The sequence below is a fragment of the Actinomadura keratinilytica genome (genome assembly GCF_039539665.1).
GTDB lineage: Bacteria > Actinomycetota > Actinomycetes > Streptosporangiales > Streptosporangiaceae > Spirillospora > Spirillospora keratinilytica.
The window spans coordinates 1-19,680 of record NZ_BAABDO010000118.1; the positions used below are offsets into that span (position 1 = coordinate 1).

Annotated in this window: 17 protein-coding genes; 7 read left to right on the forward strand and 10 right to left on the reverse strand. The window is 74.1% G+C overall.

The window, feature by feature from the left end:
* The 10 genes from ABD879_RS26820 to ABD879_RS26865 form a co-directional block, all read right to left on the reverse strand.
* Positions 1 to 2,406: sensor histidine kinase (locus tag ABD879_RS26820; RefSeq protein ID WP_345024406.1), on the reverse strand; the 2,406-nt coding region annotated here is incomplete at its 3' end.
* A gap of 4 nt (positions 2,407 to 2,410) precedes the next feature.
* On the reverse strand, positions 2,411 to 2,776 hold the full coding sequence (locus ABD879_RS26825; RefSeq protein WP_345024407.1) for a hypothetical protein: 366 nt from the start codon (positions 2,774 to 2,776) through the stop codon (positions 2,411 to 2,413).
* A 452-nt stretch (positions 2,777 to 3,228) separates the two neighbouring features.
* Positions 3,229 to 3,804, reverse strand: a complete 576-nt coding sequence (locus ABD879_RS26830) for a PadR family transcriptional regulator (RefSeq protein ID WP_345024408.1) — start codon at positions 3,802 to 3,804, stop codon at positions 3,229 to 3,231.
* An 86-nt stretch (positions 3,805 to 3,890) separates the two neighbouring features.
* Positions 3,891 to 5,792: a fatty acyl-AMP ligase gene (locus ABD879_RS26835; protein ID WP_345024409.1), complete on the reverse strand. Its 1,902-nt coding sequence runs from the start codon at positions 5,790 to 5,792 to the stop codon at positions 3,891 to 3,893.
* Positions 5,776 to 7,554, reverse strand: coding sequence for an acyl-CoA dehydrogenase family protein (locus tag ABD879_RS26840; RefSeq protein ID WP_345024410.1), 1,779 nt, complete (start codon positions 7,552 to 7,554; stop codon positions 5,776 to 5,778). The genes ABD879_RS26835 and ABD879_RS26840 overlap by 17 nt, the downstream gene beginning before the upstream one ends.
* A gap of 83 nt (positions 7,555 to 7,637) precedes the next feature.
* Entirely contained in the window at positions 7,638 to 8,069 is a 432-nt protein-coding gene (locus ABD879_RS26845) for a nuclear transport factor 2 family protein (protein ID WP_345024411.1), read from the reverse strand.
* Complete coding sequence (locus ABD879_RS26850; protein ID WP_345024412.1) at positions 8,066 to 8,857, reverse strand: SGNH/GDSL hydrolase family protein; 792 nt, start codon at positions 8,855 to 8,857, stop codon at positions 8,066 to 8,068. Before ABD879_RS26850 ends, ABD879_RS26845 begins: the two co-directional genes overlap by 4 nt.
* Entirely contained in the window at positions 8,854 to 9,495 is a 642-nt protein-coding gene (locus ABD879_RS26855) for an SGNH/GDSL hydrolase family protein (RefSeq protein WP_345024413.1), read from the reverse strand. The genes ABD879_RS26850 and ABD879_RS26855 overlap by 4 nt, the downstream gene beginning before the upstream one ends.
* Positions 9,495 to 9,752, reverse strand: a complete 258-nt coding sequence (locus ABD879_RS26860) for an acyl carrier protein (protein ID WP_345024414.1) — start codon at positions 9,750 to 9,752, stop codon at positions 9,495 to 9,497. Before ABD879_RS26860 ends, ABD879_RS26855 begins: the two co-directional genes overlap by 1 nt.
* Positions 9,753 to 10,489: 737 nt before the next feature.
* Positions 10,490 to 11,083: a histidine phosphatase family protein gene (locus tag ABD879_RS26865; protein WP_345024415.1), complete on the reverse strand. Its 594-nt coding sequence runs from the start codon at positions 11,081 to 11,083 to the stop codon at positions 10,490 to 10,492.
* Between the two features lie 447 nt (positions 11,084 to 11,530).
* On the opposite strand from ABD879_RS26865, the gene ABD879_RS26870 reads away from it, so the two are divergent.
* From ABD879_RS26870 to ABD879_RS26900, 7 genes are all read left to right on the forward strand, one after another.
* Entirely contained in the window at positions 11,531 to 13,042 is a 1,512-nt protein-coding gene (locus tag ABD879_RS26870; RefSeq protein WP_345024417.1) for a rhamnulokinase, read from the forward strand.
* The gene (locus ABD879_RS26875; protein ID WP_345024418.1) at positions 13,042 to 14,067 is read left to right on the forward strand and encodes an autoinducer 2 ABC transporter substrate-binding protein; all 1,026 of its coding nucleotides are present in this window, start codon (positions 13,042 to 13,044) and stop codon (positions 14,065 to 14,067) included. Before ABD879_RS26870 ends, ABD879_RS26875 begins: the two co-directional genes overlap by 1 nt.
* Positions 14,068 to 14,079: 12 nt before the next feature.
* Positions 14,080 to 15,663: a sugar ABC transporter ATP-binding protein gene (locus ABD879_RS26880; RefSeq protein WP_345024419.1), complete on the forward strand. Its 1,584-nt coding sequence runs from the start codon at positions 14,080 to 14,082 to the stop codon at positions 15,661 to 15,663.
* The gene (locus ABD879_RS26885) at positions 15,660 to 16,649 is read left to right on the forward strand and encodes an ABC transporter permease (RefSeq protein ID WP_345024420.1); all 990 of its coding nucleotides are present in this window, start codon (positions 15,660 to 15,662) and stop codon (positions 16,647 to 16,649) included. The genes ABD879_RS26880 and ABD879_RS26885 overlap by 4 nt, the downstream gene beginning before the upstream one ends.
* Positions 16,649 to 17,746, forward strand: a complete 1,098-nt coding sequence (locus tag ABD879_RS26890) for an ABC transporter permease (protein ID WP_345024421.1) — start codon at positions 16,649 to 16,651, stop codon at positions 17,744 to 17,746. Before ABD879_RS26885 ends, ABD879_RS26890 begins: the two co-directional genes overlap by 1 nt.
* An 83-nt stretch (positions 17,747 to 17,829) precedes the next feature.
* Positions 17,830 to 18,639, forward strand: a complete 810-nt coding sequence (locus tag ABD879_RS26895; protein WP_345024422.1) for a DeoR/GlpR family DNA-binding transcription regulator — start codon at positions 17,830 to 17,832, stop codon at positions 18,637 to 18,639.
* A 144-nt stretch (positions 18,640 to 18,783) separates the two neighbouring features.
* Complete coding sequence (locus ABD879_RS26900; RefSeq protein ID WP_345024423.1) at positions 18,784 to 19,578, forward strand: aldo/keto reductase; 795 nt, start codon at positions 18,784 to 18,786, stop codon at positions 19,576 to 19,578.
* Positions 19,579 to 19,680: the final 102 nt, after the last annotated feature.

The window sequence follows — 19,680 nt, forward strand, 5'->3', positions numbered from 1 at the left end:
CCCCCTGCCGGACGCGCCCGCGCCGGTCTGCGCGCCCGCGCCGTTCGAGGCGCCCGCATCCTTTCGGCGGGGCGGCGGCGGGGCGGCCGCGCGGTCGGGGTCCGCGGCGTCGAAGGCGACGGCCCCCTCGAACGACGGCGGGGCGTCCGGCGGCTCCGTCCCCGACCCCCAGGTGTCGACGGCGGGCGGCGCGTTCAGCATCGCCTTGGACGGGGGAGTCGAGGGCGACCAGGCGGCGAGCGGGACGTCCGCGCCGCCGGCGCGGGCCGGGCGCGGCGGCGGCTGGGGCGCCGGCCGCGGACCCGTCGCCGCGACCGCCTCCTCCTCGGCCTGCTCGACGTCCACGATCAGCTTGCGCGGGATCAGCACGACCGCGCTGACACCGCCGTACAGCGACGGCTGGAGCGCGACCCGGATGCCGTGCCGCCCGGCCAGCCGCCCGACGACGAACAGGCCGAGCCGGTCGGTGACGGCCAGGTCGAACTCGGGGGGCCGGGCCAGCCGCAGGTTGAGCGCGTCCAGCTCGGACTGGTCCAGCCCGATGCCGCGGTCGATGACGTCGACCGCGAACCCGTTGGCGCCCATCTCGCCGCGCACCAGCACCTCGGTCGGCGCGGGCGAGAACACCGTGGCGTTCTCGATCAGCTCGGCGAGCAGGTGGACGACGTCGGCGACCACCTCCCCGATCAGCGCGGCCCCGGACGACACCACGACCACCTCGACGCGGGTGTAGTCCTCCACCTCGGCGACGGCGGCGCGCAGCACGTCCTCGATGTGCACGGGCCTGCTCCACCCGCGCGCCGGGGTCGCGCCGGACAGGATGACCAGGCCCTCGGCGTGGCGGCGCATGCGGGTGGTCAGGTGGTCCAGGCGGAACAGGTCCGCCAGCACCTCCGGGTCGGAGGTGCGGCGCTCCATCTCGTCCAGCATGTGCAGCTGGCGGTGCAGCAGCGACTGGCTGCGCCAGGCGACGTTGAGGAACACCCGGCTGATGCCCTGCCGCAGGTACGCCTCCCGCACGGCGGTGTCGATCGCGGTGTGCTGCACTTTCGTGAACGCCTCGCCGACCCGCGACACCTCCCGCGTCTTGCCGATCACCAGCGGCGGCGCCTCGGCGTCGACGTCCACCTCCTCGCCGCGGCGCAGCCGCGCCACCACGCTCGGCAGCCGGTCGGTGGCCAGGTCGAGCGCCGCCCGCTGCAGGCCGCGCAGCTCGCGCGACAGCCCGCGCGCGGCCAGCAGCGACAGCACGATCGAGGCGACCACCGCGAGCAGGCCGAACCCGCCCGCCAGCACCAGCCGCCGCACGATCCGGTCGCCGATCGGCTCGGCCAGGTCGTTGAGCGCCGCGCTGGACTGGGTGAGCCGCTGCTCCCAGACCCGCGACAGCTGCGCCGTGGTCGCCTGCCAGGACGCGGCCTCGGCCGGCAGCCGCCCGCCCGCGGAGTCGACGACGGCGGTCTCGGCGGCCCGGTACCGCCGGTACTCGGGGGAGTCGGCCAGCCGCTGCAGCGGCGCGCGGACGGCGCCGTCCAGGTCCGCCAGCCCGGCGTCGAACTCCCGCCGGCCCGCCGCCGCCCACTGCACGAACGCCAGGTGCTCGGCCGCGGTCAGCCGCCCGTCGCGCAGCCGCGCCGCCGTGATCAGCGCGTCCTGGCGCAGCATGTAGGCGCGCGCGTTGCCCATGCCGATCAGCGCCCGGCCCTGCTCGAAGATGGCCAGGTCGTTGACCAGCACCAGGTTGCCGAACACCTGGATGACCTTGTCCAGGACGGCGCTGTAGTCGTCGATGACCTGCAGCACGCTCGCGTCGCCGGCGTCGACCCGGCCGCGGTACTGCGGCAGCCGGTCCAGCCAGCGCAGCGCCTCGGCCAGGCGCCGCTCGGTCTCGGGCTTGGCGGCGTCGGTCGCCTCCTGCGACAGGGCGCTGCCGCGGAAGACCCGCTGGACGGCGTCCACCCGGGCGCGCTGCGCGCCGAGCCGCTGGCGGGACTGCGCGTCGCGGCCGGTCATCGCGACGACGCTCAGCGACCGCTCCTGCTGGAGCTGGTTCACCAGATACAGGCCCGGCATGACGATCTTCTCGTACGTCGTCGAGAAATCGTATTTGTCGAACGCGGGCCCCAGCGTGAGATTTGCGGCGAACACCCACAACGCGATCAGCGAGGTCAGCGGGACCACCAGCAGCGCCGTGATCCGCAGGCGTATCGGACGCTTCCGGCGGCCTTTCCGGGCCGGTCTCCGGGCGTCCTCGCGGGCCTTTCCGCCGAGGTCGCCGCCGAGGTCGCCGCCGGGGTCGCCGCCGGGGTTCTCGCGGGCAGCGCCCTGCCTTTCCGGATCGCTGTCCGCCGCGTCGTCCGGGCCGGCGGGCCCGGACGGGAAGGGCACCGGGCCTTCGGTGGCCATCACCTCACCCCCCGTCCGCGGGCCCGTCGGCCGCTCCGTCCGCCGCGGCCCGCGCGACCAGGTCGCGCAGCCGCTCGGTGATCAGCGCGACCGCCTCCCGATGGCCGCGCTCGGCCTGCTCCCGCGTGGTGTACCGGCCGACGTCCGCGTGCATCGACAGGTCGGATACAAGTGTCTGCCATAGCAGTGGCCTTCCGTTCGCCGCCAATCCCAGATCGGTCACGGTGAACCATGTGGAGACGACCACGACGACCGGCCCGACGCGCACGACGTCCTGTGCGAGCAGGCGGGCGTCGGTGTCGAGCAGTAGCCGTTGCGCCTCGTCCGCCGTGGCGGGCCTCCCGTCCGCCCGGTACCAGTCCACGGACATTGACATCCCCATCGCTGCCGATTCAGCCGTCTGCGCCCCGTATCCGACGAACCATAAATAGGCATGTAGACCCGCATGGTTTTTCCGTTCCGGAATGGCGGTTCGTGTGGTGGGCCCGAGTGCGGGCGGGGTGCGCGGGTGCCCGGCGCCGATTGCGCGGCGCCCGGTCAGCCGGATCCGGTGTCGGGCCGGGCGCAGATCCCGCGTCGGCCGCGGCCCGTCTCCTTCAGCAGGCGGGCGCGGCGGGCGCGCGGGACGCGGGGCGTATCTCGGAACGGGGACGGGCCGGGGAAAGGGGACGGCGGCGCGGGGGGAACCGGCGGCGTGGCGGTCGCCGGATGCGGCGCCGCCACGGCCGGTCGCGGAGGACCGCTACTTCGTCGTTCGGTGGTGCGGTGGTCGCCTGACATGGTGGACGCCTCCTCGGGCGGGGCGCGGAGGGGACGGCACGGTCATCCGCCCTCCTCGGTACGGGCCGCGGCGCGCTCGCGCAGGAGCCGGGCGGTGCTCTGGAACCACTCCAGGTTCTCCTGCTCGAACCGCAGGCCCCGCAGGCAGGTGAGATACGGGCCGACGGGGGAGCCATGGCGCAGGTAGGTCTCCTCGTCCATGTCGCCGCGCAGGCGCTGCAGGGTGCGCCGGAAGATCTCGATCTTGGCGGCCGAGATCTCGGCGCGCTCCTCCAGCCGGGCGATCACGGGTTCGGCGGAGATGTGGTCCACGGCCTGCACCATGACCAGCAGGTTCTCCCGGATGATCCCCGGCTTGGCCGCGGTGGCGGCGAACCGCTCCAATTCCCGCAGCCCGGCCGGCGTGACGGTGTAGACCCGCTTGTTGGGACGGTCCTTTTGAATGACGCGCCGTCCGCTGATCAGCCCCTCGGCCTCCAGCCTGGCCAGCTCGGCGTACAGCTGCTGCGGTACGGCGTGCCAGAAGTTCGAGACCGACACATCGAAGATCTTGGCGAGCTGATAGCCGCTGTACTCGCCGTCGAGCAGCGCCGCGAGCACCGCGTGACGTAGCGCCATGGCCCATGTCTCCCTGCCTGACTCAGGGTGGTGTCAGACGTCAGCACCCCATTGTCGGGACAGTCACTGTTTTGACTAGGAAAGTTTCAGATGGCCAGAGCGCCCGACCCGTTGCCCGTTGGCGACGCCGTCCCGCCGGGTCGGGCATGCAATTCCGGGCCGGGTTCCACGCCCGTTTTCGGGCGCGTTCTGAAACCGAAGTGCGGGCCCGGCTCCGGGGCGGCGGCGAGGACGTCGATCCGCCCGTCCAGAAGGTCCCGCCGGGTCGCCCGCCGCCGGGTCTTGCCGCTGGTCGTCCGCCGCACCGCGCCCCGCCGGGCCAGCACGACGCTCACGGCGGGCAGCCCGAACGCGCGGGCCACGCGCTCCCGGGTGAGCGCGGCCAGCTCGTCCAGCGGGGTCCCGCCCGCCGCGCCGGTGCTGACCTCCTGCACGACCACGACCCGCTCGGCGCCGTCCGGCGCCTGCCCGTCCGGGTCGAGCGGGAACGCGGCGGTGGTGCGGGCCGCCGGGTGCGCCGCCTGCGCCACCTCCTCGATGTCGTGCGCGTACAGGTTGCGGCCGTTGACGATGATGAGGTCCTTGATCCGCCCGGTGACGTACAGCTCGCCGTCCGCGCGGAACCCCAGGTCGCCGGTGCGCAGGTAGGGGCCGGCGCCGTCGGCGGTGACGGCGCCGAACGCCGCCCGCGTCGCCTCGGGGTCGCCCCGGTAGCCGCGGGCGACGCTGCCGCCGCGCACCCAGATCTCGCCGACGCGCCCGTCCGGGAGCGGGACGCGGGTGCGCGGATCGACGATCCGCACGTCCAGCGTGACCGGGCGGCCGCAGCTCACCAGCCGCCGCACCCCGGCGTCCCCGGCCCGTGCCGCCGGCCGCGGGGGAGGGGACGCGACGGGGACCGCCTCGCCGCGGCCCAGCGCCTCGGCGTCGAAGGAGCGGACCACCGGCCCGGCGCCGACCGGCGCGGCCGCGATGAGCAGCGTCGCCTCGGCCATCCCGTAGCAGGGCATCCACATCTCCCGCCGGAACCCCACCGGCCCGAAACGCTCCACCATCCGCTCCAGCGTCGCGGCCCGCACCGGCTCGGCCCCGTTCTTGGCGGTCCGCAGCGACGCCAGGTCGAGGCCGGCGAGCTGCGCGTCGGTCACCCGGCGCAGGCACAGCTCGTAGCCGAAGTTCGGCGCCACCGTGATCGTCGCGCGGTGCCGGGTGATCAGCTCCAGCCACAGCACGGGCCGCTTGACGAAGGTGAGCGGCGAGGTGAACACGTAGCGGCAGCCGAGGTACAGCGGCTCCAGGAACTGCCCCACCAGGCCCATGTCGTGGTAGTGCGGCACCCAGCCGACCCCCACGGTGTCGGCCGACCCGTCGATGCGGCGTTTGATCTCCTCGCCATTGCACAGCAGGTTGCCGTGGGTGACGAGCACCCCCTTCGGGGCGCTGGTCGAGCCGGAGGTGTACTGCAGGAACGCCGGGGTGCCGGAGTGCAGGCGCGGCGCCGGCCGGCCGCCCGGATCGGCACCGGGGCCGGCGGATGCCGTCTCGGTGTCCAGGCACCGGACCCGCCCGGGCAGCCCCGCGCGGGCCAGCCACCCCTCGATCGGGCCGCGGTGCGCCGCGTCGGTGAGGATCCAGGCGATGCGGGCGTCGTCGATGATCCGCAGGGTGCGGTCCGCGCGGCCCGCGTCGAACGCGGGCAGCGGCGCCGGGACGGCGACGACCCGCGCGTACAGGCAGCCGAGGAACGCCGCCGGGAACGCGAGGCCCTCCGGGTACAGCAGCAGGACGGCCGAGTCCCGCAGGCCCCGCTCCTCCAGCAGGCGCGCCAGCACGCGCGCCCGCCGGTCGAGCTCGGCGAAACCGAGGAAGGCCTCCCGGTACCGGCGCCCCGGCCCCGGCTCCTCGCTGACGAAGGTGAAGCCCCGCCGGTCGCCGTGCTCCTCGACGGCGTCCCGGACGACCGACACGAAGTCACCGCGCGGCCGCATCCGCCCGCACCCCCTCGTCGGCCAGGGCGGTCAGCGAGAACCAGCGGCGCGCGTCCCGGCACCGCAGCATCGCCTCCTCGACGGGCGGTACGAACCGCTCCGACAGCGCGGTGTCGGGGCGGGCGCGCTGCACGAGCCGCTCCAGGCACAGCACGAGCCACCGCCCGTCGGCGAACGCCCCGCCGAACGCGCGGCGGTTGTGCAGCCAGGTGAGCATGCACGACGCCATCGCGTGCATCTCGCAGTAACGGCGGGCCCGGTCCAGCGCGGCCACCGACGAGATGTCATCGGGGGTGGCCGTGACACCCCTGCGCAGCTCGGCGCGCAGGTCGCCGGCGATGTCCGCCAGTTCGGCGAGCCTGGCCGCCACGCCCGGGGCCGCGTGGACCCCCGCCTCCGCCACGACGGCGCCGGCGGTCTCCTCGAACCGCGCCCCGATCTCGTCCCGCCCCTCGTTGGTGAGCCGCAGCGCCCGTCCGTCGGGGCGCCAGGCCGGCGGCGCGTGCGTCCAGGCGAACAGGTCGGCCAGCAGGCCGTCGCCGTCCGGGCCGCCGCCGTCGGCCTCGGCGAGGAAGGGCAGCTGGGCGGCGACGGTGGCGAGGTTGACGTGCGTCGTCCCCTCGAAGACGCTCGCGATGGCGTGGTCGCGCTGCAGCTTCTGGAACGCGCCGTGCGCCACGCCCTCCCGCAGGTAGCCGCGCGCCGCCAGCACCCTGCCGATGCCGGCGACGACCTCCTCGCCCTGCACGGGCACGAAGTACTTCACGATGGACGACCACAGGCTCAGCCGCTCGGGCGCCACCGTCAGCGCCCGCGCCACCGGAAGCGCGACGCACTCGGCGACCAGCAGGTCCAGGTGCGCCTTGAGGAGCTGGTCGCGGATGACCGGGATCCGGTAGATCTCCGCCCCGTAGAGCGTGCGGCGCCCCGCGTACTCCATGCCGATGCGCAGCACCGCGTCCATCGTGCCGAGCGACAGCGCGGCGATGGCGGTCCGGGTGATCTGCAGCGTCTTGAGCGTCTGCACCAGCCCGGAGCCGGGCCGCCCGATGACGCATCCGGCGGGCAGCCGCGCGCCGGTGAACTCCACGCCGCTCAGGTCGTGGCCGCGCAGCCCCACCGTCCGGACCGGCGGCAGCGCCGACCAGCTCGCCGGATCGAGCTCCTCCTTGTCGACCAGCAGGAGGGAGAAGTCGCGCGGGCCCGTCCTGGCGTAGGCGGTGACGAACCGCCCGCGGGTGGCGTTGCCGACCGGCCACTTGACGCCGGTGAGCACCAGGCCGTCCCCGGCCGCCTCGGCGCGCGCCTCGCAGGCCATCACGTCGCTGCCGTGGTCGGCCTCCGACACGCCGAAGCAGGCCAGGTCGCCGCGCAGGACGCCCTCGGCGACCGTCTTCTGCTGCCGGGGGTCGCCCCAGAGCCATACCGGGTTGACCGCCAGCAGGCCCGATCCGTACATCACCGCGACCGTGACGCTGCGCCGCGACACCGCGCGGGTGACCAGGAACAGCTCCTCCAGCGTCGTCAGGCGCCCGCCGAGGTGGCCGGGCACCAGGTAGCCGGGGAACCCCCAGGAGCGGACCGCCTCCACCGCGCCCGGCGGCAGCTCGTCGCGCTCCTCGGCCTCGACGATCGCCCGGTAGGAGAACGGCCCGGCGCCGTCGTCCATCGGGTCTCCCAGGTAGGCGTCCAGGTCGGCGGCGACGCGGTGCGCCGGGGACAGCCGCGCCTGGACGGTTCGCGTGCGGGTGTGACTGTGCATCTCTGCGACCCCTTCATCGGGTCCGTGACCTCGTCGGATCCGTGACGTTCGTCGGGTCCGTGACGTCCGGCGCCGCCGCCCGGTCAGGGCGCGGCGGGCGCGGCGGGCGCCGCGGGCTCCTCCAGCCGCCGGCCGACCAGCCGGGCGAGCGTCATCGCCGCGGGCAGCGGCCGCACCATGACGGTCAGCCCGGTGACCAGGCCGTCCGTCCCGAACTCCAGCAGGTCCACGCCCTGCACCGCGGTGCCTGCGGCGCGGGCGCGGAAGATCAGCGCGCGGGGCGGCGGGCCCGCGGCCGGGGCGGCCGGGGCGGCGGGGGCCGCGCCGACCAGCTCGTCGGTGTAGCGGAAGTCCTCGAAGACCTCCATCAGGACGCCGAGCAGCCGGACGACCGCGTTGCGGCCCCGGTAGGGCCGCACCACCACCGGGCTGTGGAACACGATGTCCGGGTCGAGGGCGCGGGCGATCGCGGTCAGGTCGGCGGCCTCCACCGCGGCCCGGAACGTTCCGGTCACGATCCCGTCCCTCCCGCCGGCGCGGCCTGCGGGACGTGCGGCGCCGCCGCCCGCGCCAGGTCGTCGGCCCATGCCCGGTAGCCGGCGGGGGAGGGGTGGAACCCGTCGGCGGCGAACAGCCGCCGGTCGCGGGCCATCGCCTCGTCCATGGGCGCGTGCACGGCCCCGTGGGCGTGCGCCACCTCGCGCATGACGCGGTCCATCGCCCGCGCCCGGGCGCCGACGACCAGCCGCAGCGGCTGCGGCAGCGCCGGGAACCGGTGCACCGGCGGCATCCCGGCGACCAGCACCGCCGCGTCGCGGTGGGCGCCGCGCACGGCGGTGACGAGCGCGGACAGGTCGGCGGCCCAGGCCCGGAGCGGACGCCGCCGGATCAGGTCGTTGATCCCGACGGTGATCACGACCAGGTCCGGGGCGGCGCCGTTCAGCGCGGGCACCAGGTCGGTGACGACCCTGCGGGCCGTCGCGCCGCTGCGCCCGGTGACCGACCACGCCACGCTCCGGCCGAGCCGCCGGTGCAGCGCGGCGGCCAGGGAGCCCGGCAGCGCCTCGGTGTACGCGGCCGCGCCCACCCCCACGGCGGTGGAGTCGCCGATCACCACCAGGCGCAGGTCCGGCGCGCCCGCGCCGGCCACGCCGCGGTCGGCGCCGGACGCCGGGTCGAGCCGCGGGGTGCGGCGCGCCGTCCGCCGCGCCTGCACCAGCAGGACCGGCGCGAGCGGCAGCAGCAGCGCCGTCGGAAAATTGACGCGGAAACCCGAAACGGGAAGGGAAAATGCTTTCTTCATGTCCGTCCTCGGTTCGTTGCGACGCCGGCGGGGCGTTCTGCGAGCAGGGCTCCGGCGATGGCGGCGATCACCTCCGCGACATAGGCGTGCCCCGCCGGATTGAGATGGATTCCGTCCGCGCTCCACAGCGCCGGATCGGCCACCCGCCGGACCGCGTCCGGCGCCAGGAACGCCATCCCGTGTTTCTCGGCGGCCCGTTGGAGCTCGGCGTTGAACTCGTCAATTCTTTGCCGGGTCCGCTTCCTGCGGAAAGCCGACATGGGAACCTGTTCCAGGAACGGCGGGCAGGGCACCGGTGCCGCGATCGCCACCGCCCCGCCGCGCCCGGCCCAGGCGAAGACCTCCGCGATGCGGCGCGCCGCCGCCTCCCGGTCGAACCCCGCCAGGGCGTCGTTCATCCCGCAGTTGAGCACCACCAGGCCCGGCCGCGGCTTTCCGGCCGCGGCGAGCTGCCCGCCCGCCACGTCCGCGATCACCGCTCCCGGCCGGCCGAAGTTGGCGACCCGGTCGCGGGGGAGTTCAAGCAGGTCGGCGAGCCTTCCGGCCCAGCCGATCCAGCCGCCGGCGGGGTCCGGGTCGTCGCGTCCCTCCGCCACGCTGTCGCCGAACACCACCAGCCGCCAGGGGAGGGCGGCCATCACGCGACGAGGCCGAGCAGGTAGTCGGTGAGGGAGGCGGCGGTGCCGCGGCGGCGCGCCTCGGCCATGTCCACCTCCACCTGGAGGTGGTCCTCGATGTCACTGACGACGCTGATGGCGTAGACCGAGTCCATGCCGTACCGGGCCAGTTCCACCGACGGGTCGATGTCCTCGGCCGGCCGGTCGAGGTAGAACGCGATCCGGTCAATAAGCCACGATTGCAGCTGGTCGTGAGTAATAATTTCCGATCTGCTCAACGCTTTCCTCTCTCCGGTAAGGGGCCTTTGATATGCCCGGCGGCAAGAGCACCTTGAAGATACCTGCGGCCCCACCGGCTGTCACGACCCGAGCGCGAACTGATCGGAAGCGTGCAATTCATGCCCCGCGAATCAGGCAATCATCCGCGTAATAGGGGTCATTAAGGACACCCCGCCGGCGCCGCCCGGATACGGGCCCAAAACGCGTTCCGCCCGGACCCGCCGCGCCGCCCCCGCCGCCGGGCCCGTGCCGCACCCGCTCCCGTGACCTGGGACTTCACCATCGGCCCAGGCCCACCGGCGGAACGCCGCCCGCGCACCCGCCACAGCTCCCCCTCGCGGGGTTTTGGGCCTCCCAGGCCCCACCGCACCGTCATCGAGCTGTCACCGTCTGGTGATACGGCCCACCGGTTGTACCGTTCCGGTGCACCGGCGTGCGCGCGCCCGCAGGCCGCCGACATGCGAGAACCTGGCACTGCCAGACTCGGTGAAAGTTGCCGCCGCGCGTGGGGCGGACGCGTGCCGCGGTGTGCTGCGGGGCGGAACGCCGGGCTCATCGGCGGTCGCCGGGGCGGCCGCACCTGCCGCCGCGGGGGCAGGCCTCGGTACGCGGACGCGGCCGTGCGGGCTCCGGAGGCGTGTGGGCCGGGCCGTTCACCGGCGGCGGCGCCGCATGCGGGGTGCATGGCGCGTCGCGGGGCCCGTGTTCAACAGCGGTGGCGACGAGACTCGGGGGATCAGACCGGGACGTTGTAGGCGAGCAGGCCGGTCTCGGTGCCGTCGATCTCCAGCTCGGTGAGCGCGCAGTTGAGGACCTTGGGGAACACCTGGCGGTAGCGCGGCAGCGGGATGCCGAGCAGCTCGCACAGGGTGAGCCGCAGCAGGGTGTTGTGCGCGACGACCAGGACCCGTTCGCCGGGGTGCGCGGCGGCGACGTGGCGCAGGGCGGCGGCGCCGCGCGCGGCGGCCTTGCGCGGGTCCTCGGCGCCGGGGAACGGGGCGTCGACCGGGTCGGCGCGGAAGGCGGCGACCTGGTCGGGGGGGAGTTCGGAGAGCGTGCGGCCCTCGGCGGAGCCGAAGTCGACCTCGGTCAGGTCGGCGTCCACCTTGAGCGGCAGCCCGAGCGCGGCGGCGGCCAGGGCGGCGTCGCGGCGGGCGCGGCCGAGCGGGGAGGCCCACAGCGCGTCGATCCCGGCTCCGGCGGCCCAGCGGCCGAGCGCCTCGGCCTGGCGGCGGCCGGTGTCGTTGAGCGCGATGTCGCTGACGCCCGCGTACCGGTTCTCGGCGTGCCACACCGTCTCGCCGTGCCGGGCTACGAACAGCCTTGTCACCTGGTCATCCCGTCGTCGTCGCGCGGCGGCCCGGTGGGACCGCCACCTGGTTGCAATGCGCCGGCAAGCCGAGGGTACGGCCTGTTGTAACGTTCCACGCAGTGGTGGCGCCGCGGTGCGGCCTCATCCGGCCATCGTCCGGCGAGCGGGTCGCGGGAGGGTGTGCGTCGCCGGGATGATCGGGCACGGCACCCCCATCAAATCGCGACTCGTTCTGTGAAGTTATAGCTAGGAGACGTTAACAAATCAAGTGGATCGGGTTTGGGGCTGGCTCCCCGGCCTGCTCCACGCTCCCGCACGAGGTGCTTCCCGGTGACGTTCTGCGAGGACGTCGCAGGAACGCCGGTTCCGCTTCACAAATCCGTAACGAGCTCTTGACGCTGAAGTGGCCTGTGTTACAGGCTCTGTGAACTCCATCACCTCGGGTGTTATCTACTGGAGGGGCACATGAGCGGGCGTCCCCGCGCCGTCGTCGCCGCCGACCTGGGCGCCGAGAGCGGCCGCGTGGTCCTCGGCCGGTTCGACGGGTCCCGCGTCGAGCTGACCGAGGTGCACCGCTTCCCCAACGGCCCGCGGCACGCCGACGGGCTGCTGCGCTGGGACCTGGAGCACCTGTGGTCGCAGGTGCGCACGGGCCTGGCCAAGGCGGGCGCCCTCGCCGGCCGGGTCGACTCGGTCGGCGTGGACACCTGGGGCCTCGACTACGGCCTGCTCGACGCCGACGGGGAGCTGCTGGCCGACCCGGTCAGCTACCGCGATCCGCGCACCCGGGGCGTGCTCGCCGACGCGGTCCGCCGCGTCGGCGCCGAACGCCTGTACGGCGGCACCGGCACCCAGCTGATGGAGATCAACACCGTCTACCAGCTGATGGCCGACGCCGACCGCGGCGCGCTGGCGGACGCGGCGACCCTGCTGATGATGGCCGACCTGTTCCACCACCGGCTGTCCGGCGCGACCGTCGCCGAGTACACCGCGGTCAGCACCACCGGCGCCTACGACATGACCCGCCGCGCCTGGGCGACCGGGCTGCTGGACGACCTGGGCGTCCCCACCCACATGCTGCCCGAGGTGGTGGACGCGGGCACCGCCCTCGGCCCGGTGCTGCCCGCCGCGCTCGACCACCCCGCCTACGCCGGCGCCCAGGTGATCGTCCCCGGCGCGCACGACACCGCCAGCGCCGTGGTGAGCGTGCCGTTCGTCCACCCCGACGCCGGATACGTCTCGTCCGGCACCTGGTCGCTGGTGGGCGTGGAGACCGGGCAGGCGGTCGTCACCGAGGCGGCCCGCAAGGCCAACCTCACCAACGAGGGCGGTGTCCGCGGCACCGTCCGGCTGCTGCGCAACTGCATGGGCCTGTGGCTGCTGCAGGAATGCCGCCGCCAGTGGGAACGCGAGGGGCACCGCTACGGCTACGACGACCTGGTGCGCCTCGCCGAGTCGGCCCCGCCCGCGGTCAGCGTGGTCAACCCCGACCACCCCGGGTTCGTGCAGCCGGGCGACATGCCCGCGCGCATCCGCGACTACTGCCGGCGCACCGGGCAGCCGGTCCCGTCCGGACCGGCCGAGGTCGTGCGGTGCGTGCTCGACAGCCTGGCGCTGGGCTACCGCGCCGCTTTCGACGACATCGCCGAGGTCACCGGACGTCCCGTGCCCGCCGTGCACATCGTCGGCGGCGGCTCGCGCAACACGCTGCTCAACCGGCTCACCGCCGAGGCGACCGGGCTGCCGGTCGTCACCGGCCCGGTCGAGGCCACCGCGCTGGGCAACGTGCTCGCCCAGCTCATGGCGCTGGGGGAGCTGTCCGGGCTGGACGAGGCGCGGGCGGCGGTGCGGGCCGGGACGCGCACCGGCCGGGTCGAGCCGTCCGGCTCGGACCGCTGGTCGGACCTGTACGGCCGCCTGCGCGCGTTCGCGGCGGCCGACCAAGCGGCGGCGTTGGCCGACGAAAGGAGATCATGATGAGGCTGACCAGGACGGTCACCGTCGGTGTCGCGTTCGCCCTCGCCGCGGGCCTGGGGCTCGCCGGGTGCAGCAAGAAGGAGAACGCCTCCGGCTCCGGCGGCTCGGGCGACGGCAAGATCAAGGTCGCGTTCGTGCCGAAGCTGCAGGGCATCCCCTACTTCGAGGCGATGAACACCGGCGGGCGCAAGGCCGCCGCCGACCTGGGCGTGGAGTGGATCTACAAGGGCCCCACCACGGCCGACCCGGGCGCGCAGACCGAGGTGGTCAAGTCGCTCATCCAGCAGCGGGTGGACGTGCTGGTGGTCGCGCCCAACGACCCCGACTCGATGGCGCCGATCCTCAAGGACGCCCAGTCCCGCGGCATCAAGGTGATGACCTCCGACACCGACGCGCCCAACTCGGTGCGCGAGCTGTTCGTCAACCAGGCCACCGCCGAGGGCATCGGGCGGACCGTCACCGACGCGCTGCTGGAGAAGATGGGCGGCAAGGGCGAGTACGCCATCGTCTCCTGCGGGCAGACCGCCGGGAACCTCAACTCCTGGATCGCGGTGCAGCGCAAGTACACCGCCGAGAAGTACCCCGACGCCAAGATCGTCGACGTGGTGTACGCGGGCGAGGACGAGGCCAAGGCCACCTCGATGGCCAAGGACCTGATGAACGCCCACCCCAAGCTGACCGGGCTGGTCGGCGAGTGCACCACCTCGGCGCCGGGCGTGGCCAAGGCCGTCCGCGAGACCGGAAAGATCGGCAAGGTGTTCACCGTCGGGGTCGGCACCCCGGCGTCGATGAAGCCGTACCTGATGGACGGCTCGTCCAGCACCTCGGTGCTGTGGGACGTCGAGCAGCTCGGCTACCTGACGGTGTGGGCCGGCACCCAGTTGAAGAAGGGCGCGCCGCTGCAGGCGACCAACAAGGTCAGCGACAAGCTGCCCGCGGTGAAGTACTTCCCCGACCAGAAGATGCTGCTCCTCGGCGACCCGCTGCGGATCACCAAGGACAACGTCGGAGACTACGACTACTAGAGGGCCCGGCCGGTGGAAGAGGAGACCAACGGCGCCGGGAAGCCGCTGCTGCGGCTGACCGGCGTCCGCCGCCGCTACGGCGGCGTGCAGGCGCTGCGCGGCGTCGACTTCGAGGTGCGCGCGGGCGAGGTGCACGCGCTGGTCGGCGAGAACGGCGCGGGCAAGTCCACCCTCATCAAGATCATCTCGGGGGCGGAGGCGGCCGACGCGGGGACCGTGGAGATGGCCGGGCGGGTGCTGCCCGGCGGCAGCACGGCGGCGGCGTTCGAGGCGGGCATCGCCACCGTCTACCAGGAGCCGCAGCTGTTCGGCGAGCTGCCGGTCGCCGAGAACATCTTCCTCGGCCGGGAGCTGCGCCGCCGCGGCCTGGTCGACCGGTCCGCGCAGCGCCGCCGCGCCGTCGAGCTGCTGCGCCGCCTCGGCCTGGAGCCCGGCCTGGCCGACGTGCGCGTCGCCGACCTGCCGGTGGCGCAGCGGCAGCTGGTGTCGATCGCCAAGGCGTTCGCGCACGAGGCGAGGGTGCTGATCCTGGACGAGCCGTCGGCGATCCTCACCGACCGCGAGATCGAGGTGCTGTTCGACGTGCTGCGGTCGGTGCGGTCGCACGGCGTCGGCGTCATCTACATCAGCCACCGGCTGGACGAGCTGACGGTGATCTCCGATCGCGTCACCGTCCTGCGGGACGGCACCCGGGTCGCCACCCGGCCGACCGCCGAGCTGACGATCCGCGAGATCGCGCGGCTGATGGTCGGGCACGCCCCGGCCGGGGCGGCGCAGCGGCGGGCCGTGCCGGACGGCCCGCCGGTGCTGGAGGCGGCCGGCCTGTCGCGGCGCGGGGCGTTCCGCGACGTGTCGCTCCAGGTGCGGGCCGGCGAGGTCGTGGCGCTGTTCGGGCTGGTCGGATCCGGCACCGGGGCGATCGCGCGGGCCCTGTACGGGATCGACCCGCCGGACGCCGGCACGCTGCGCGTGGCGGGCCGCGAGGTGCGTCCCCGCACGCCGGCGGACGCGGTCGCCGCCGGGCTGGCGATGCTGCCGGGCGACCGCAAGGTGCAGGGCGTGTTCGCGTCCAAGAGCATCGGCTTCAACATCTCCGTCGGGCACCTGCCGGTGCTGAGCCGCGCCCGCGTGTGGGTGGACCGGGCCCGCGAACGCGCCGTCGCCGCCCGGTTCATCGACCGCATCCGCATCAAGGCGCCCGGCCCGGCGACGCCCGTCGGCACGCTGTCGGGCGGCAACCAGCAGAAGGTCGTGCTCGCCCGCCAGCTCGTGCGGCGGCCGCCCGTGCTGGTGCTGGAGGAGCCCACCCAGGGCGTGGACGTCGGCGCCAAGGACGAGATCCACGACCTGGTGCTCGGCCTGGCCGACGAGGGCAGCGCCGTGCTGGTGGTGTCCAGCGACCTGCCCGAGGCGATCCGCCTGGCCGACCGCGTCCTGGTGGTGCGGGGCGGGCGGATCGTCGCCGAGTTCCCGCACGGCGCCGCGCAGGCGGACGTCCTGGCCGCCGCCGCGGGCGACGCCGGGGACCAGGACGCGGACGAGGGCGCCGGCCAGAGCCCGGACCGGGGCGCGGACGACAGCGGGGAGGAACGATGACGGCGCTCGCACGGCCCTTCGCGCGGCGTCCCGCGGCGGGCGCGATCGAAGGCCAGGAGGCGGTGCTGATCGGCGTGATCGCGCTGCTGTGGACGGCGCTGGGCCTGTCGGTCGACACCTTCTTCACCGCGTCCAACCTGCAGAACATCCTGGCCACGGTGGCGCCGGTGACGATCGTCGGGGTCGGCATGACGGCGGTCATCGTCACCGCCGGCATCGACGTGTCGGTCGGCAGCGCCATGGCCGTGGTGATGGTGGTCGTGGCGCAGCAGCTGCGCGACGGCGGCCTGGCGTTCGCGCCCGCGGTCGGGCTGGCGCTGCTGGTCGGCGGCCTGCTCGGCCTGCTCAACGGGGCGCTGGTCGCCTACGGCCGGGTGCATCCGATCATCATCACGTTCGGCACCCTCAACCTGTACCGGTTCGTCGCGCTGCAGATCTTCGACGGGCGGGAGGTCGCCGGGGTGCCCGGCACGCTCGGCCCGCTGGGCGGCGGCGCCGAGGGCCGCACGCTCGGCCTGCCGCACTCCTGGCTGCTGGCGGTCGCGCTGGCCGCGCTCATGTGGGCGTACATGCGGCACGTCCCGACCGGGCGGCACCTGTACGCGATCGGCGGCGACGCCGAGGCGGCGCGGCTGGCCGGGGTGCGCGTCACCCGGCGGCTGCTCACCGTGTACGCCGCGACCGGGCTGCTGGCCGGGCTGGCCGCCTGCTGCATGATCGGCGGCGGCGGGCTGGTCGCGCAGAGCGCCGGAACCGGCATGGAACTGCAGGTCATCGCCGCCGTGGTGATCGGCGGCACCAGCATCCAGGGCGGCCGCGGCACCGTGCTCGGCACCGTGCTGGGCGCCCTGCTGGTCGGCACCGTCACCAGCGCGGTCACCCTGCTGAGCTGGCCGAACGAGCTGACCTCGCTGTTCATCGGAGTGTTCATCCTCGTGGCGGTCGGATCGGACCTGCTGCGCGAGCGCCGGAGGCGGTCCCTGTGATGCCGCAGTCGACCAGTGAGCCCGCGGACACCACCACGCGCGACGGCGCGGCCGGGGCGCGGCCGCCCTCGCCCCTGGCCCGGCTGGGCCGCCTGCTGCTGCACGACCGGGTGGCGCTGCTGATCCTGCTGCTGGTCGTGCTGGTCGCCTGGATGAAGATGCTCGACCGGGGCGGCTACCTGCTCGGCCCCTACGACGCCGCGTACATGGCGGCGGCGCTGGAGTCGTTCGTGCCGCTGTGCATCCTGGCGCTGGCCGAGATGCTGGTCATCCTGTCCGGGCGGGGCGGCATCGACCTGTCGGTCGGGGCGATGGTGAGCCTGACCGGCATGGCGTTCGGGTTCATGGTGGGCGAATGGGGCTGGCCGCTGTGGCCGTCCCTGGCGGCCGCGCTGGCGTTCGGCACGGCGCTCGGCGCGGTCAACGGGTTCCTCGTCGCCGTGCTCGGCTTCCCCTCCCTGATCGCCACGCTGGCCACCGGATACGCCTACAGCTCGCTGGCGCTGGTCAGCAACGACAACGCGCCGATCTCCAGCAGGCCCGTCCAGGACCTGCACGGCCTGACCAGCATGATCGACCTGCCGTTCGGCCTGCCGCCGGTGCCCAAGCAGTTCTTCACCTTCCTGCTGCCCTGCGCGGTGCTGGTGTGGCTGCTGGTCAACCGCACCGCGTTCGGGCGCCGCCTGTACGCGGTCGGCACCAACGAGACCGCGGCCCGGTACGCGGCGCTGTCGGTCGGCGGCGTGCGGTTCCGCGCGTTCGCGCTGGCGGGGCTGCTGTCGGGGGTGGCGGCGGTCGTCACGGTGGGGCAGTTCGCCTCCGCGCGCCCCGACGCCGGGACGGTCGGCAACGGCATGGCCCTGCCCGCGATCACCATCGCCGTGCTGGGCGGGGTCGCCATCACCGGCGGCGTCGGCCGGGTCGGCGGCGTGATCGTCGCGGCGCTGCTGGTGGTGTGGCTGAACGCCGGGATCCTGCTGTACTTCGAGGGCTCGGCGGGCTCGCGCTACCAGCTGCTGGCCCTCGGCGTGCTGCTGATCGCCTCCACGCTGCTCAACGCGGTGGCCGGACGCGGCCGGCGGCGACGCGCCCGGTAGACAGGCGGCAGGCCGGCGACAGGGCGCGCGGCGGGCCCGCCGCGCGTGCGCGGGGAGGCCGCCACACGCGCGAGGATGGTGCCATGGAGCAAGGGGAGAGCGGGGCGCGGGGCGCCTCCCGGCGGGCGCAGGGGCCCGCGGAGCGGCAGCGGCTGATCGCCGAGCAGGTGCTGTCGGAGGGGTCGGCGTCGGCCGCCGACCTGGCCGAGCGGTTCGGCGTCAGCCTGATGACGATCCACCGGGACCTGGACGAGCTGGAGCGCCAGGGGGTGGTCCGCAAGTTCCGCGGCGGGGTGACCGCGCAGCCGTCCGGGGTGTTCGAGAGCAACGTCGCCTTCCGCCGCAAGTCGATGCGGGCGGAGAAGGAGGCGGTGGCCGAGTGCGCCGTCCGGCTGATCGAGCCGGGCATGGCGGTGATGCTGGACGACTCGACCACCACGCTGGCGCTGGCGGCGCGGCTGTCGGAGGTGACCCCGCTGACGGTGGTCACCAACTTCCTGGAGGGGCTGAACCTGCTGGCGCAGTTCCGCGGCATCCGGCTGATGGCGCTGGGCGGCGACTACGACGCCATGCACGACTCGTTCCTGGGCGTGTCCTGCGTGGAGGCGATCGAGTCGCTCAGCGTGGACCTGTGCTTCGTGTCGACGTCGGCGGTGTCGGCCGGGTACGCCTTCCACCAGGAGCAGCACATCGTGTCGGTGAAGCGGGCGATGCTGGCGTCGGCCGCGCGCAACGTGCTGCTGCTCGACCACACCAAGCTGGGCCGCACGGCGCTGCACCGGGTGGCGCCGCTCACCGAGTTCGAACGCGTCATCGTCGACGCGGGGGCGTCCCCCGAGGCCCTGCGCGACCTCGACGAGCACAAGGTCCCCTACGACGTGGCGGCGCTGTGACCCGGGCCACCGCGCCGCCCGAGGTGGAGGCCGGAATATTCCGGGCATGGTGGTGGTCTGATACCGGATGCATGTCTGCAACACCCATGTGAGCGGGGAGATTTCGTGACCGTTCCCAACGTCACGTTCAACAACGGTGTCACCATGCCGCAGCTCGGCTACGGAGTGTGGCAGGTTCCGGACGCCGAGGCCGAGCGGGTCGTCAAGATCGCGCTGGAGACCGGCTACCGCAGCATCGACACCGCGGCGATCTACGAGAACGAGGAGGGCACGGGCCGCGCCCTGCGCGCTTCGGGCGTACCGCGCGAGGAGCTGTTCGTCACCACCAAGCTGTGGAACAGCGAGCAGGGCTACGACTCCACGCTGCGCGCCTTCGACGCCAGCCTGGAGCGGCTGGGCCTGGAGTACGTGGACCTCTACCTCATCCACTGGCCGATGCCGAGCCGCGGCCTGTACCTCGACACCTGGCGCGCGTTCGAGAAGCTGCACGCCGACGGCCGCGTCCGCGCCATCGGCGTGTCCAACTTCACCGTGGAGACGCTCACCCGGCTGCTGGACGAGACCGAGGTGGTGCCGGTCCTCAACCAGATCGAGCTGCACCCGTACCTGCAGCAGGAGGAGCTGCGCGCCTTCCACGCCGAGCACGGCATCCTCACCGAGGCGTGGAGCCCCCTCGGCCAGGGCAAGGGACTGCTGGACGACGCCGAGCTGGCCCGCCTGGCCGCCGGGCACGGCAAGACCCCGGCGCAGCTGGTGCTGCGCTGGCACCTGGAGCTGGGCAACGTGGTCATCCCCAAGTCGGCGACCCCGTCGCGCATCGCCGAGAACTTCGACGTGTTCGACTTCGAGCTGACCGACGAGGACAAGGCCGCGATCGCCGCCCTCGACAAGGGCACCCGCTTCGGCCCGGACCCGGCCACGTTCACCGGCCTGGGCTGATTCCGCGCCCGGCGTCCCACCCCGGGCGTGCCCGCGGTGGGACCCCGCGCTGCCGGGCGCACCCGCCGGCGCCGGCCGCGCGCGGGGCGCGGCGGGCACCGG